Source organism: Paraburkholderia sp. USG1, from assembly GCF_031570135.1.
In the GTDB taxonomy this organism is placed as follows: Bacteria; Pseudomonadota; Gammaproteobacteria; order Burkholderiales; family Burkholderiaceae; genus Paraburkholderia; species Paraburkholderia dioscoreae.
Window position 1 is genome coordinate 154,279 of record NZ_JAMWXW010000004.1, and the last position, 13,073, is coordinate 167,351.

16 protein-coding genes are annotated in these 13,073 nt (G+C 64.9%); 1 reads left to right on the forward strand and 15 read right to left on the reverse strand.

Annotated elements, in window-relative coordinates:
- Positions 1-6: 6 nt before the first annotated feature.
- From NE850_RS07125 to NE850_RS07195, 15 genes are all read right to left on the reverse strand, one after another.
- Entirely contained in the window at positions 7-486 is a 480-nt protein-coding gene (locus tag NE850_RS07125; RefSeq protein ID WP_007177265.1) for a hypothetical protein, read from the reverse strand.
- Entirely contained in the window at positions 483-809 is a 327-nt protein-coding gene (locus tag NE850_RS07130; RefSeq protein ID WP_007177264.1) for a ferredoxin, read from the reverse strand. The genes NE850_RS07125 and NE850_RS07130 overlap by 4 nt, the downstream gene beginning before the upstream one ends.
- A gap of 10 nt (positions 810-819) precedes the next feature.
- The gene (locus tag NE850_RS07135) at positions 820-1,119 is read right to left on the reverse strand and encodes a ferredoxin family protein (RefSeq protein WP_007177263.1); all 300 of its coding nucleotides are present in this window, start codon (positions 1,117-1,119) and stop codon (positions 820-822) included.
- Positions 1,116-2,426: an FAD-dependent monooxygenase gene (locus tag NE850_RS07140; RefSeq protein WP_007177262.1), complete on the reverse strand. Its 1,311-nt coding sequence runs from the start codon at positions 2,424-2,426 to the stop codon at positions 1,116-1,118. The genes NE850_RS07135 and NE850_RS07140 overlap by 4 nt, the downstream gene beginning before the upstream one ends.
- Positions 2,427-2,437: 11 nt before the next feature.
- Positions 2,438-3,541 carry an electron transfer flavoprotein subunit alpha/FixB family protein gene (locus NE850_RS07145; protein WP_007177261.1) on the reverse strand — a complete coding sequence of 368 codons (1,104 nt, stop codon included), beginning with the start codon at positions 3,539-3,541 and terminating at the stop codon, positions 2,438-2,440.
- Complete coding sequence (locus NE850_RS07150) at positions 3,538-4,386, reverse strand: electron transfer flavoprotein subunit beta/FixA family protein (protein ID WP_007177260.1); 849 nt, start codon at positions 4,384-4,386, stop codon at positions 3,538-3,540. Before NE850_RS07150 ends, NE850_RS07145 begins: the two co-directional genes overlap by 4 nt.
- Positions 4,387-4,402: 16 nt before the next feature.
- The gene (nifW, locus tag NE850_RS07155; protein WP_007177259.1) at positions 4,403-4,741 is read right to left on the reverse strand and encodes a nitrogenase stabilizing/protective protein NifW; all 339 of its coding nucleotides are present in this window, start codon (positions 4,739-4,741) and stop codon (positions 4,403-4,405) included.
- A gap of 82 nt (positions 4,742-4,823) precedes the next feature.
- Complete coding sequence (gene nifV, locus NE850_RS07160) at positions 4,824-5,960, reverse strand: homocitrate synthase (RefSeq protein WP_007177258.1); 1,137 nt, start codon at positions 5,958-5,960, stop codon at positions 4,824-4,826.
- A 225-nt stretch (positions 5,961-6,185) separates the two neighbouring features.
- A complete protein-coding gene (locus NE850_RS07165) occupies positions 6,186-6,518 on the reverse strand; it encodes a 2Fe-2S iron-sulfur cluster-binding protein (RefSeq protein WP_007177257.1) in 333 nt (110 codons plus the stop codon).
- Between the two features lie 57 nt (positions 6,519-6,575).
- On the reverse strand, positions 6,576-8,450 hold the full coding sequence (hscA, locus tag NE850_RS07170) for a Fe-S protein assembly chaperone HscA (protein WP_007177256.1): 1,875 nt from the start codon (positions 8,448-8,450) through the stop codon (positions 6,576-6,578).
- A 23-nt stretch (positions 8,451-8,473) separates the two neighbouring features.
- Complete coding sequence (gene iscA, locus NE850_RS07175; protein WP_007177255.1) at positions 8,474-8,797, reverse strand: iron-sulfur cluster assembly protein IscA; 324 nt, start codon at positions 8,795-8,797, stop codon at positions 8,474-8,476.
- A gap of 7 nt (positions 8,798-8,804) precedes the next feature.
- Positions 8,805-9,179 (reverse strand): iron-sulfur cluster insertion protein ErpA, encoded by a 375-nt coding sequence (gene erpA / locus NE850_RS07180; protein WP_007177254.1) that lies wholly within the window; start codon positions 9,177-9,179, stop codon positions 8,805-8,807.
- A gap of 27 nt (positions 9,180-9,206) precedes the next feature.
- Positions 9,207-9,653 carry a Fe-S cluster assembly scaffold IscU gene (iscU, locus tag NE850_RS07185; protein WP_007177253.1) on the reverse strand — a complete coding sequence of 149 codons (447 nt, stop codon included), beginning with the start codon at positions 9,651-9,653 and terminating at the stop codon, positions 9,207-9,209.
- Between the two features lie 62 nt (positions 9,654-9,715).
- The gene (locus NE850_RS07190) at positions 9,716-10,969 is read right to left on the reverse strand and encodes an IscS subfamily cysteine desulfurase (protein ID WP_165188385.1); all 1,254 of its coding nucleotides are present in this window, start codon (positions 10,967-10,969) and stop codon (positions 9,716-9,718) included.
- Between the two features lie 34 nt (positions 10,970-11,003).
- Positions 11,004-11,291 (reverse strand): hypothetical protein, encoded by a 288-nt coding sequence (locus tag NE850_RS07195; protein WP_157187703.1) that lies wholly within the window; start codon positions 11,289-11,291, stop codon positions 11,004-11,006.
- Here NE850_RS07195 and nifA point away from each other — a divergent pair.
- Entirely contained in the window at positions 11,281-12,993 is a 1,713-nt protein-coding gene (nifA, locus tag NE850_RS07200) for a nif-specific transcriptional activator NifA (protein WP_007177251.1), read from the forward strand. The two genes, NE850_RS07195 and nifA, sit on opposite strands and share 11 nt — an antisense overlap.
- The last annotated feature ends 80 nt before the right edge of the window (positions 12,994-13,073 follow it).

Here is a 13,073-nt window from a genome sequence, read left to right on the forward strand (position 1 = left end):
TTCGCCTCAAGCGGAGCGTTGCAGCAACGCTTCCACTACGCCGAAGCCGAGGTGGTCCGCCGGATCGAGCCGCCGCAACTGGGCGATCAGCTGTGCGGCTGTGTCGCGTTCGCCGCGCCGCAGGCCGATAAAGGCGAGCGCCTTCAGGGTGAAGAGCCAGAAGCGGGCAGGGCCGGGCGCGTCGAAGTTCGCGTCGCCGGCCCGCACCGTTTGCCAGTCTTCATTCAACCCGGCGGCATGCGCGGCCGCTTTCAGTCCTCGCAGCGCCGCGTGCTGTGCCTCGTCGAGCTCGCCGCGTCGGGCGTGGAACTTGTAGAGCAGATAGTAGACGGCAAGGCTTTGCGGCGAGGTCAGCGTGACGCTCCACAGCACCGCGACGACCTGCTCGGGCGGCGCGCCGTGCAAGCCTTCGATGAGGCGCCGCACGGCGGGCGACACGTCGCCGCCGAACAGTTCGGTCGATTCGACACCGGTCAGCAGGTTCACCAGACCTTCTCCGCCGCCATGAGGCGCTGCACCGGTTCACCGCCCTCCAGGTGGCGCGTGAAGATTTCCGGCACGTCGGCAACCGTCACGCCGCTGTAAAGCACCGCCTCCGGATAGACGAGTACGTTCACACCCTGATCGCACGGGCCGAGACAACCCGAATACGTGATCGCGACGGTGTCGTACGCCTGGCGTTTCTGCTGTTCCGCCCAGAACGCCTGCAGCAGTGCGGTGGAGTTTTTGCCACCTGCGCAGGAGCCGCGCGGATGCTGCGGGGGCCGGTTCTGGGTGCAGACAAACACATGTCGTTCGGGTCTGGCCATGACGTGTCCCTCAACCGAATTTGAACAGGATGCCGTGACCACCGCGCGGATAGTCCCACTCGATGTTCTGGTGGTCGGTGCAGAGAATGCGGCAGCTGCCGCATTCGAGGCAACCGTCGGTGATCAGCGTGACCGTGCCGTTGCCTTCGGCCTTGTAGCAGGACGCCGGGCAGACAAAGGTGCAACTCTTCGCGCTGCACTCGCTCAGGCACACGTCGGCGTCCTTGATGCGGATGTGCGGCCGCCCCGCATCCACGCGGTAACGGTTCTGGAACAGCTTTTCCTCTACGTTGACGGGTACGGTGCTCATCGGAAGGCCCTCAGGAGTTTGTAGGCGTCGCCCACCATGCCGGCAAGCGAACGGGCTTTGCGGAAGCTCGAAAAGATTTCGCGCTCCTTGCTTTTCTTGTCCTTGCCGTCGACCGTGAGCATCGTGCGCGCGGCGCGTGCCACGAGGTCGGGGTAGGTCGTGAAGAACTGCGGATTCTGGTGCAGCACGGCCGGCATGTCGCGGTACTTGTGCAGGTCTTTCATCACGAAGCTCTGGTCGAGCGCGGTCTTGTAGGCCTTGAGCGTGGCCGCGCGATAGCCGAGCCCCGCGGCTTTCGCGTGGATTACCGTTTCAGCGGCGAGGCGCCCGGTGGTCATCGCGAGATTCGAGCCCTCGCGGTGCGCAGCGTTCACGAAACCACCCGAGTCGCCGACGATCATCCAGCCGTTGCCGTAGACCCGCGGGATTGCGTGAAAGCCGCCTTCCGGAATCAGATGTGCGCAATATTCCTTCATCTCGCCGCCCGCGATCAGCGGTGCGATCGACGGGTGCTGCTTCATCTTTTCGAGCAGCACGTAGGGGCTCGTGCGGTTGGGGTTCTTCTTGAAGTCGCCCAGCATGCAGCCCACGCCGATGGTAAGCGATTCCTTGTTGGTATAAAGAAAGCCGGTGCCCGTCATGCCGTCGGTGATCCTGCCGACCATTTCGATCACCACGCCGTCGTCCTCGCCGATGTTAAAGCGCTGGCGGATCGTCTCCTCCGGCATGAAGAGAATCTCCTTGACCGCGAGCGCGACGTTGCCGGCTTCGATCTCTCCATGAAAGCCCGCCTTGCGCGCGAGCGTCGAATTCACGCCGTCGGCGAGCACCACCACGTCCGCATACACGTCGCCATGCTCGCGATCGCACTGCACGCCCACCACCTGATCGCCGTCCATGATGAGTTCCTTCACCGTGGTCTCGCAGATCAGCAAGGCGCCGGCTTCGCGCACTTTCGATGAAAACCACTTGTCGAACTGCGCGCGGATGATCGTGTAGCGGTTGTAGGGCGGCTTGTTGTATTCCTCGCTGCGCATATGCGTGCCGACGAACGAAGTGTCGTCGAGCATCCATATCCGCTGCTCGATGATGTGGCGCTCCAGCGGCGCGTCGTCGCGGAAGTCCGGGATGATTTCTTCGAGCGCCTTCGCGTACAGGATCGCGCCCTGCACGTTCTTGCTGCCGGGATATTCGCCGCGCTCGATCTGCAGCACTTTCAGGCCGGCCTTGGCCATCGTATAGGCGGCGGCATTGCCGGACGGACCGGCGCCGACCACGATCGCATCGAACTGTGAAGGCTTCTTCATGATGATTCTCCTCAGGCAGCCTGTTTGCGGCGCCGCGACAGATGCTCCGCAAAAGCCTGCGTCAGCGCGGGCAACACCTGCAGCGCGTTGCCGACAATGCCGTAGTGCGCGAAGTCGAAGATCGGCGCGTTCGGGTCGGTGTTGATCGCCACGATCACGTCCGCGCTTTCCATACCCACGCGGTGCTGGATCGCCCCGGAAATGCCGGCGGCAATGTAGAGCTTGGGCCGTACCGTCTTGCCGGTCTGTCCCACCTGGCGCTCGGCTTCCACCCAGCCGGCCTGCACGCATGGCCGGGTCGCGCCGACTTCGCCGCCGAGCACGTTCGCCAGTTCGAACACCAGTCTGAAGTTCTCCGGGTTCTTCATGCCCTTGCCGCCGCTCACGATCACGTCGGCGTAAGGCAGGTTGATGCGGTTGCTGCTCGCGTCGGGGATAAAGTCGAGCAGCCTCGTGACGATGTCCGTCTCGATCATCCCCAGCGTTCCCTGGACGATGTTGCCGGTGCGCGCGGTGTCACGCGGCGGCATCTGCATCACGCGTGGGCGGACCGTCGCCATCTGCGGGCGGTACGCGAGCGTCATGATCGTGCACAGCAGCGAGCCGCCGAAGGTGGGGCGGGTTGCCGCCAGCGCGCGCGAGACGGGATCGATATTGAGTTCGGTGCAGTCGGCGGTCAGCCCGGTCAGGAGCGTGGTGGCGACGGAGCCGGCGAGGTCGCGGCCCGTCGACGTCGCGCCGAGCAGAAGGATCTCAGGCTGATGCCGGTTGACGAGATCGGTCAGCCCCTTGGTGAACGGCTCGTTGCGATAGCCGCGCAGGACCGGGTCGTGAACGATGTAAGCGTCGTCCGCGCCGTAAGCGAAGGCTTCCGCGGCGAACTGTTCGAGCGGCTCGTCCGCGCCGCCGAGCACGGCGACACCCACGCGGCTGCCGAGCGTATCGGCCAGCTTGCGGGCTTCGCCGAGCAGTTCCCACGAGACGCTGTGCACGTGTCCGCGGTCGTGCTCGATGAAGACCCATACGCCTTTATAGGCCTTCAGATGCTCCGGCAGTTCGAGGTTGCGGCCCGCGCGGCCGGCGGGTTTCTTCGCGGGAGCGGCGGGTGTGTTCATGATCCCTCCTTCATCAGCAGGTCGGCTTCCAGGGTGGGATGGCGCGTGAAAATCTTCTGCAGCAGGTTCATCGACACATCGCGCAGACTGGAGGCGTCGAGATCGAGCAGCTCCGCTTTCTCGCTGCGCGGTGTCGGGCCGAACACCTTGCTGACTACCGTCGGCGAACCCTTCAGGCCGATCTTGCTGACGTCTTCGATGCCGGCCTGTTCACGGTTCCATTTGCGCACCGGATAGCCGGCCGCGTGAATCATTGCGGGCAGCGTCGCGAAGCGCAGTTCGTTGGTGTTCTCCAGCATCGTGATCAGGCACGGCAGCGCGGTCCTGAGCACCTGCACGCCGCCCTCGGCGCGCCGCTCGACCGTGATCGTGCGTGCGTCGAGATCCGTCTCGACAATGCGCGACACGTAGGTCAGCAGTTGCAGCCCGAGGCGTTTGGCGATGCCGGGACCGACCTGCGCGGTATCGCCGTCGATCGTCTGCTTGCCGGTGAACACGATGTCGACTGCCTGCTCCTTCGCGATCTGCTGGACGCCTGCGGCCAGCGCATACGAGGTGGCCAGCGTATCCGCGCCCGCGAACGCGCGGTCGGTGACCAGCACGGCGTCGTCGGCGCCGAAGCTGATGCATTTGCGCAGCGCATCCTCGGCCTGCGGCGGCCCCATGCACAGCATCGTGACCTTGCCGCCGAAGCGGTCCTTCAGCCGTAGCGCTTCTTCGAGTGAAAACAGGTCGTACGGGTTGACGATCGCCGGGACGCCCTGGCGCATGATCGTGTTGGTCACCGGGTGAACGCGAATCTGCGCCGAGTCCGGAACCTGTTTGATGCAGACGACGATGTGCATGGTCTTGCTCCGCCTGTCAGGCAACGGTGCGCGCGGGCAGCGACGCGCGCAGACTGTCGAGGGAAACGTGCTGCCGCCCGGCGGTGTCCTGGAACACCTTGAACACTTTTTCCTGGGCTGGCGTCGAGACGACGAAGTCGCCGTAAGCCTTGAGAAGCAGCGCGTGATACGACGCGAACAGCGCGGCCTCCTCGCCTTCGGGGAGCACGTCCTGTTGCCGGATGTACTGGAAAAAGCGCTTCAGGATATGCAGCCGGCTCACGTTGACGACTTTCTGGTCGAACGGAATGCCGAAGAACTGCAGAAAGTCCTCGGCCGAGGATAGTGCCTTGAGTTGCTGGACAAAGCTTTCCATCGCGTTTACTCCTCGCGGGCGGATGAGGATGGGATTGGGCGGAACGCCGGCGGCGCGGCGCGGTATCTGTGGTTGGCGCCGCTCACGACAGCTCTCCGACGGTGTCGCGCACTTCGATCAGGAAGCGATACAGGTCGGCGGCGCTGGGCGCCTGCTTGTGATGGGTCGCATGGTGGCGGATACGCGTGAGCAGCAACGCGACAAGCGTGTCGTTGACCGGCAGGCCGAGCGCGTCATAAGCCTGGCGCACGCTTTGCGAACCCGAATGCTTGCCGAGCACGACTGAGCGCTCGCGGCCGAGCTCGGCGGGATCGAAGCTCTCGTAAGTCGAGGCGTTCTTCGCGAGCCCGTCCGTGTGGATGCCGGACTCGTGCGTGAATACGCCGCCGCCGACAATGCTCTTGTTCAACGCGACCGGGCGTCCCGAAGCCCGTTCGACGAGACGCGAGATGCTCAATAACGCGGTCGTGTCGACGGCCGTATCGCGGCCCATGATATGACGCACGCCCATCACGATTTCCTCCAGCGCCGCATTGCCGGCCCGTTCGCCCAGACCGTTGACGGTCGTGTTGGCGTGGGTTGCGCCGGCGCGCAGCGCGGCAAGGGTGTTCGCGGTCGCGAGTCCGAGATCGTTGTGCGCGTGGATTTCGATTTCCAGATCGACCGCGTCGCGCAATCGCGCTATCGCTTCATAGGTCGAAAACGGATCGAGAACGCCGAGCGTGTCCGCAAAACGGATGCGCTGCGCGCCGCACTGTTGCGCGCGCCGCGCCACGTCGGCGAGGAAAGCCGGGTCCGCGCGCGAGGCATCCTCCGCGCCCAGCGAGACCTTGCGCCCGCTCCTGACAGCGGCGCCGATCACGCGATTGACCTGCGCCAATACCCATGAGCGGGGCTGGCGCAGCTTGTGTTGAAGATGGATGTCGGAAACGGGAATCGACAGGTGGATGATGTCGGGATTGCAGCGCAGGGCCGAGGCCAGGTCCGCATCGGTGAGGCGGCCCCAGACCATCAGATCGGCGTCGAGATTCAGCGCGACGATGGTCTGGATGCAATCGATTTCCTCGTCACCCATCGCAGGGATGCCGATTTCGAGTTCGGGCACGCCGGCGCGTGCGAGCGCCTCGGCAATCGCGCATTTTTCGGCAATCGTGAAGGCGACGCCGGCCGTCTGCTCGCCGTCGCGCAGCGTGGTGTCGTTGATGATCGGATTCGACATGAGAAGTTGTCCTTTTGACCTTTGATCTCACTGTTTGCAAGTGCTGTGCCATGCGCGGTTGCGTTGCATCGACGCCTGTAGCGGGCGCTTTCCGGCATTCGTGGGTGTCTGGATGAAGCGGTCCCAACGAAGGCCTGTCGCGAATGTCCTGTTTCGGACAGCCAGGTGTAGTGATGAATGCAGCGTTGCGGAAAGCAGTTGCGATGTGCGATACGACGTGCGTGGTCAGCCGCGCGCGAGGTTGCGTGTGTGTGCCGGCAGTTCGATCGTCAGGTCGGCGTCGCGCAGCTTCACGCAGCATGCGAGACGCGATTGCGGGTCAAGGCCCCACGCATGGTCGAGCTGGTCGCTCTCTTCGTCGTCGGGAGGCGCCAGCGACGCACCGCCCTCGCGCACGTACACATGACAGGTGGCGCATGCAGCGACCATCTCGCAAGCGTGCTCGATCGCGACGCCGGACGCGAGCAGGCTCTCGCACAGCGAAGTGCCGCGCCGCACGTCGAGGTCGTGTCCGTGCGGACAGAGATCGGGGTGGGGAAGAATACGGATGCGCGGCATGAGGTGGGGCTCCCGGCTCGGGCGAGGTCACACAAGGTCAAATGAGGTAAGGCGAGTTCAGACGAGGGTATCGAGGTTACGTCCGGCGAGTGCGTTGCGGATCGACGCGTTCATGCGCCGCGCAGCGAAGGCTTCGGTCGCGCCCGCGAGATCCGTCGACGCAGCCTTGAGCAGATCGGCAGACGCATCGGTCTCCAGCGCCTCGCCCACCTGGAACATTGCGCGCCGCACGGCTGCCAGCTCGTCGGCGGACAGGAGCGCGGCGTCGCTGTCCAGCGCCGCTTCGGTTGCATCGAGCAGACGGCGTGCGTCGATTTGCGCCTCGCGCAACGTGCGCAACTGCATATCGGGCAGCGACGCGTCGATGGCCTGTTGCAGCATCGCCGCGATCTCGACATCGGTCAGTCCGTAGGACGGCTTGACCTCGACGTGCGTTGCGACGCCGGTGGTCTGCTCGCGCGCGGTGACCACGAGCAGGCCGTCCGTGTCGATCTGAAAACTCACGCGCACGCGCGCCGCACCGGCAACCGCCGGCGGGATACCGCGCAACTCCAGGCGGGCGAGCGAACGGCAATCCGCCACGCTCTCGCGTTCGCCCTGCACGATATGCAACGACATGGCCGTCTGGCCGTCCTTGAAGGTGGTGAATTCCTGGGCGCGCGCGGTCGGCAGCGTGGAATTGCGCGGGATGATTTTCTCGACCAGCCCGCCCATCGTTTCGATGCCGAGCGACAGAGGGCAGACGTCCAGCAGCAGCCAGCCGTCGCCATTGCGGTTGCCGGCCAGCACATCGGCCTGGATCGCCGCGCCGAGCGCGACCACCTGATCCGGATCGATATCGGCAAGCGGTTCGCGACCGAAAAATTCCTGCACGGCGTCCCGTACCAGCGGCATCCTGGTCGAACCGCCGACCAGCACCACGCCGTCGATATCGCCCGTGCCGAGCTTCGCGTCGCGCAACGCGCGCCGCGTGGCGGCGAGAGTTCGTGCGACGAGCGCGGCGCCGAGTTCGGCGAACTGCGCGCGCGACAGCGCCGCCTGCCAGATGCTGCGATCGGCGTGCGCGAGCGCGATGACCGCTGTCTCAGACTGCGATAAAGCTTCTTTAGCCACGCGGGCGGCCATCATCAGCCTGCGCTGTGCGGAAGGCGCCAGCATGGCGAGGCCTTCGACACCGTGCCGGTTGCAGAACCACTGCCCAATGGCGCGATCGAAGTCGTCGCCGCCGAGGGCCGAGTCGCCGCCGGTGGCCAGCACCTCGAACACGCCTTTCGACAACCGCAGGATCGAGATATCGAAAGTGCCGCCGCCCAGGTCGTAGATCGCGAAGACACCTTCGGCCGCGCGGTCCAGGCCGTACGCGATCGCGGCTGCCGTCGGTTCGTTGAGCAACCGCAGCACCGTCAGCCCGGCGAGGTGCGCCGCGTCCCTCGTTGCCTGGCGCTGCGCGTCGTCGAAATAGGCCGGCACCGTAATGACGACGCCCGCCAGTTCGCCGCCCAGAGAGGCCTCGGCGCGTACGCGCAAGGTCCGCAGAATGTCGGCCGAAACCTGCACGGGCGAGCGCTCGCCAGCGTCGGTAGCGAGTCCGACCATGCCTGTCTGGTCGATGAAGCGGTAGGGCAGCGAGGCGGCTTCCGGCAGATCGGCAAGGCGCCGTCCCATGAAGCGCTTGACCGACACGATCGTGTTGAGCGGATCCTCGGCCTGGCGCAACTGAGCCGGGTGGCCGACCTCCGGCTCGGCGGCGCGCGTATAACGCACGACCGACGGCAGCAGGCAGGCGCCGTCCTCGTCGGGTAATGCCCGGGCCACCGCGCTCTGCACCGTGGCAACCAGTGAGTTCGTGGTGCCGAGGTCGATTCCCGCCGCCAGCCGGTGCTGGTGCGGAGCGGCGCTTTGGCCGGGTTCGGCGATCTGCAGGAGGGCCATGTGCGCGTCCTTGAGTGGGTGTGTCAGACCGCGAAGCTTTCGCCGCAACCGCAGTTCGCCCTGGCATTCGGATTGTGAAATCTGAAGCCTTCGTTCAGTCCTTCACGCACGAAGTCGAGCTCCGTGCCGTCGAGCATGGTCAGGCTGCGCGGATCGACGACCACGGTCACGCCGTGCGCTTCGAAGCGTTGATCCTCGTCGTTGGCGGTATCGACGAATTCCAGCGCGTACGCGAAGCCCGAGCAACCGCTCGTCTTAACCGCGACGCGCAGCCCTATGCCGCTGCCGCGTTTGCGCAGCGATTTTTCGACATGCCTCGCGGCGGCGGGCGTCAGTGAGATTGCCATGATTGCCTCACACGGAAAACGAGCTGCCGCAACCGCAGGTGCTCTGCGCATTGGGGTTGTGAATGACGAAGCGCGAGCCTTCGAGGCCGTCTTCATAGTCGACGCGCGCGCCAGGCAGGTATTGCAGGCTCATGGAGTCGACCAGCAAGGTGACGCCGTCGGTGACGGTCTGCATGTCGTCGTCCGCCACCTGGTCGTCGAACGCGAAGCCGTACTGGAAACCCGAGCAGCCGCCGCCGGACACGTACAGCCGCAGCTTCAGGTTGGGGTTGCCTTCTTCCTCGATCAGCGAGGCCACTTTCGCGGCGGCTTGAGGTGTGAATTCGAGCAGAGCGGGCAGGGCGCCGGAAGTGGCGGCGGCCGGTTGGGCGAGCGTTTCCATGGTGGTTCCTCTCAGGCTTGAATGGACTCAGTTCGGATTGGACGAGCAGACCGGCTGGTCGGCGAGTTGCAGGCTGTCGGCGGCAGTGCCCTGATTCGCCTGGCGTGAACGGAAGTCGGCCACGGCGGCCTTGATCGCGTCTTCGGCGAGAATCGAGCAGTGGATCTTGACCGGCGGCAGCGCCAGTTCCTCGGCGATCTGCGTGTTCCTGATCGCGAGCGCTTCGTCGAGCGTGCGGCCGCGCACCCATTCGGTGACGAGCGAACTGGAGGCGATCGCCGAGCCGCAGCCGTAGGTCTTGAACTTCGCATCTTCGATGACGCCTTCGCGGTTGACGCGAATCTGCAGCCGCATCACGTCGCCGCATGCCGGCGCGCCGACCATGCCGGTGCCGACGTTCGCGGCGTCCGGATCGAACGCGCCGACGTTGCGGGGGTTCTCGTAGTGATCGATGACCTTGTCGCTGTATGCCATGAGGTGCTCCGCACAGGTGGTTGAATGCTCGCGTATTCGGGGGTTCGGCTGGAACGGGTATGTCAATGCTCTGCCCACTGGATCGTCTGCAGATCGACGCCGGCCTGCACCATGTCCCAGAGCGGGCTCATCGCGCGTAGCCGGGAGACGACCTGGGTGATCAGATCGATCGTGAAGTCGATCTCGTCGGCCGTGGTGAAGCGGCCAATCGAAAAGCGGATCGAACTGTGCGCGAGTTCGTCGTTGCGGCCCATTGCCCGCAGCACGTAACTGGGTTCGAGACTCGCGGACGTGCAGGCCGAGCCCGATGAAACTGCAACTTCCTTGATCCCCATCAACAACGATTCGCCTTCGACGTAGTTGAAGCTCGCGTTGAGATAGTGAGGCGCGCGGCGCCCGGCATCGCCGTTGAGTTCCACGGCATCGATCTTTTGCAGGCCGCTCCACAGCCGCTCGCGCAGCGTCTGAATGCGCGTGTTTTCGGACGCCATGTTCTCGCGCGCGAGCCAGAACGCTTCGCCCATGCCGACGATCTGATGCGTGGGCAACGTGCCGGAGCGCATGCCGCGTTCATGGCCGCCGCCGTGCATCTGCGACGCGATCCGCACGCGCGGCCGGCGTCCCACGTACAGCGCGCCGATACCTTTGGGGCCGTATATCTTGTGAGCCGAGAACGACATCAGATCGACCGGCAACACGGCGAGATCGATCGGCACCTTGCCGGCGCCCTGGGCGGCGTCCACGTGCAACAGGACGCCCCGCTCGCGGCAGAGCGTGCCGAGCGCGGCGATGTCCTGAATCACGCCGGTCTCGTTGTTGACGAGCATGACCGAAGCCAGCACGGTGCCGGGCCTGAGGGCCGCGGCGAACACGGCGAGGTCGACGAGGCCGCTTTCCTGCACCGGCAACACCGTGACCTCGAAGCCTTCGCGCTCGAGTTCGCGCATCGAGTCGAGCACCGACTTGTGCTCGGTCGCGAGCGTCACCAGGTGATTGCCTTTGCCGCGATGAAAGTGCGCCGCGCCCTTGATCGCGAGATTGTTCGATTCGGTCGCGCCCGAGGTCCAGACAATCTCGCGCGGGTCCGCGTTGACGAGCGAGCTGACCTGCTCGCGAGCCAGTTCGACCGCTTCCTCGGCGACCCAGCCATAAGCGTGCGAACGGCTGGCGGGATTGCCGTACATCTCGGTCAGATACGGCAGCATGCGTCTGACCACGCGCGGATCGACCGGCGTGGTGGCGGCATGATCCAGGTACACGGGGTTGGCGCCTCGCAGACGGGGACCGGTACTGACTACGCGTTGGAGATCCGACATCGCAGGCTCCTGAAGGCTGGTGGTAGTGCGACCTTCAGGGCAACTTCCATGCCACCGGACTTTCGCAGGTGAGCGGCCTGTTTCGGCGGGACACACGCGGTCTTGCTGTTGTCTTTGTCTCGATGCGTGCGACACGTGAGAATGTCCGCTGTTCTTTTTGTCGGCTTTGTCGTTCCGCAAGCGGGATCGACAGGCGCGAAGGCTGAATCGCCGGGCGTAGATATTGCTTGATTTCGAAGTTGTGCCTTTGGCGTCGAACTTGCGCCTTGCGCTGGTGCATCGAACGCGCGTGGCGCACGAAGGAGAAATCCATGGTGAACATTCAGGCAACCGTCGCCCGGCAAGCACTGGACTGCGTCTATGAGGTGAGCAAGACGCTGGTTTCGTCGCTCGATGTGGCGAAGACCTTCCGCGAGTCCCTGAACTACCTTCTGCACACGATGGAGTGGCGACGCGCCTTTGTGGTGCTGGCCGAATCCGACGGGCAGTTGCGCGGCCTGTGCGCCGCGGGTCTTTCGCGCGACGAACAGCAGCGTCTGCAGTTTCGTCCAGGGGAAGGCATTGTCGGCCGCGCGTTCAAAAGCGGCATCGGCGTGATCGTACCGGACGTGAACGATGAGCCAGTGTTCCTGAATCGCACCGGCGGCGCGGACCAGATGCCGGGTGCGTGCATCGCCATGCTCGCGACGCCGATCTATGCCGACCGGCGCACGCTGGGCGTGCTCGCCGTGGATTGCGTGAATCCCGGCGCGAGCCGGCTGTTCGCCGACGACCTGCATCTGATGAAGATCGTCGCCACGCTGATGGGGCAGGCGTTGCTGCTTCAGCGCAGCGTCAGCGCGGCGCACGACAGCATGCAGGATGAAGTCAGACGTATGCAGAAGGCGATCAAGCCGAGCCAGCAGATCGATCAGGTGGTCGGCGTCTCGGCGGCCATGCAGGCGGTGTTCGGCCAGGTGCGCCAGGTCGCGCCGGCGCGGACCACGGTGCTGTTGCGCGGTGAGAGCGGCACCGGCAAGGAAGTGATCGCGCGCGCGATCCACAATCTGTCGCCCCGCAGCGGCGATTCGTTCGTGCGGGTCAATTGCGCGGCGCTGACAGAATCTCTTCTGGAGAGCGAACTGTTCGGTCACGAGAAGGGCGCGTTTACCGGCGCGCAGGGACAGCGTAAGGGCCGTTTCGAACTGGCGCACGGCGGCACGCTGTTTCTCGATGAAATCGGCGACATCTCGCCGTCGTTCCAGGCCAAACTGCTGCGCGTGCTACAGGAGCGCGAGTTCGAACGCGTGGGCGGTACGACGCCGGTGAAGGTCGATGTGCGTCTGATTCTCGCCACCAACCGCAACCTCGAACGGATGGTAAAGGCCGGCGAATTTCGCGCGGATCTCTACTACCGCATCAACGTGGTCAGCATCGAATTGCCGCCGCTGCGCGAGCGGCGCGAAGATATTCCCGCGATGGCGCAGCACTTTCTCGCCCGTTTCAACCGCGAAAACTCGCAGTCGATCCGCTTCGACGCCGAAGCGATGCGGGTGCTGACGAACTGCTACTGGCCGGGCAACGTGCGTGAGCTGGAGAACTGCGTCGAGCGCACGGCGACCATGACGCGCGACGGCGTGATCGACCGGTTCAAGTTCCTGTGCCAGGAAGACCGCTGCCTGACGAAGGTGCTGCACTACATCGAGCGCGAAGATGCCGTGCGTCCCGCGCGCCTCGTCGACATTCCGATCGCCGAAGTGTCGTCGCCGCCGTACGGCCATCATGATCTGGATGTCCCGTCGGTGCCGGCTGCCTGGTCCGGCGGCACGGACATGGACGCCGAAACCGAACTGGATCCCGCGACCGACGAGCGCGCATTCGCGACATCGTCGGCCGGCAAGCCGGAAGGCGAACGCGAACGCTTGATCTGGGCGATGGAACGTTGCGGCTGGGTGCAGGCTAAAGCTGCGCGGCTGCTGGGCATCACGCCCCGGCAAATGGGCTACGCGCTGCATAAATACGCCATTGAGGTTCGCCGGTTCTGAGCGGAGTGGAAGGCTTCGCTCCACAACTACCGTCTTTTTCCCGCGTGCGGGGATAGATGCGTCTTTATTCCAGTCTGCAT

Excerpts from the sequence above, each read along its gene's own strand:
- NE850_RS07130 (WP_007177264.1), bottom strand. The coding sequence starts at position 809 with ATGGCCAGACCCGAACGACATGTGTTTGTCTGCACCCAGAACCGGCCC.
- NE850_RS07135 (WP_007177263.1), bottom strand. The coding sequence starts at position 1,119 with ATGAGCACCGTACCCGTCAACGTAGAGGAAAAGCTGTTCCAGAACCGT.
- NE850_RS07140 (WP_007177262.1), bottom strand. The coding sequence starts at position 2,426 with ATGAAGAAGCCTTCACAGTTCGATGCGATCGTGGTCGGCGCCGGTCCG.
- NE850_RS07145 (WP_007177261.1), bottom strand. The coding sequence starts at position 3,541 with ATGAACACACCCGCCGCTCCCGCGAAGAAACCCGCCGGCCGCGCGGGC.
- NE850_RS07150 (WP_007177260.1), bottom strand. The coding sequence starts at position 4,386 with ATGCACATCGTCGTCTGCATCAAACAGGTTCCGGACTCGGCGCAGATT.
- nifW (WP_007177259.1), bottom strand. The coding sequence starts at position 4,741 with ATGGAAAGCTTTGTCCAGCAACTCAAGGCACTATCCTCGGCCGAGGAC.
- nifV (WP_007177258.1), bottom strand. The coding sequence starts at position 5,960 with ATGTCGAATCCGATCATCAACGACACCACGCTGCGCGACGGCGAGCAG.
- NE850_RS07165 (WP_007177257.1), bottom strand. The coding sequence starts at position 6,518 with ATGCCGCGCATCCGTATTCTTCCCCACCCCGATCTCTGTCCGCACGGA.
- hscA (WP_007177256.1), bottom strand. The coding sequence starts at position 8,450 with ATGGCCCTCCTGCAGATCGCCGAACCCGGCCAAAGCGCCGCTCCGCAC.
- iscA (WP_007177255.1), bottom strand. The coding sequence starts at position 8,797 with ATGGCAATCTCACTGACGCCCGCCGCCGCGAGGCATGTCGAAAAATCG.
- erpA (WP_007177254.1), bottom strand. The coding sequence starts at position 9,179 with ATGGAAACGCTCGCCCAACCGGCCGCCGCCACTTCCGGCGCCCTGCCC.
- iscU (WP_007177253.1), bottom strand. The coding sequence starts at position 9,653 with ATGGCATACAGCGACAAGGTCATCGATCACTACGAGAACCCCCGCAAC.
- NE850_RS07190 (WP_165188385.1), bottom strand. The coding sequence starts at position 10,969 with ATGTCGGATCTCCAACGCGTAGTCAGTACCGGTCCCCGTCTGCGAGGC.
- nifA (WP_007177251.1), top strand. The coding sequence starts at position 11,281 with ATGGTGAACATTCAGGCAACCGTCGCCCGGCAAGCACTGGACTGCGTC.
- NE850_RS07195 (WP_157187703.1), bottom strand. The coding sequence starts at position 11,291 with ATGTTCACCATGGATTTCTCCTTCGTGCGCCACGCGCGTTCGATGCAC.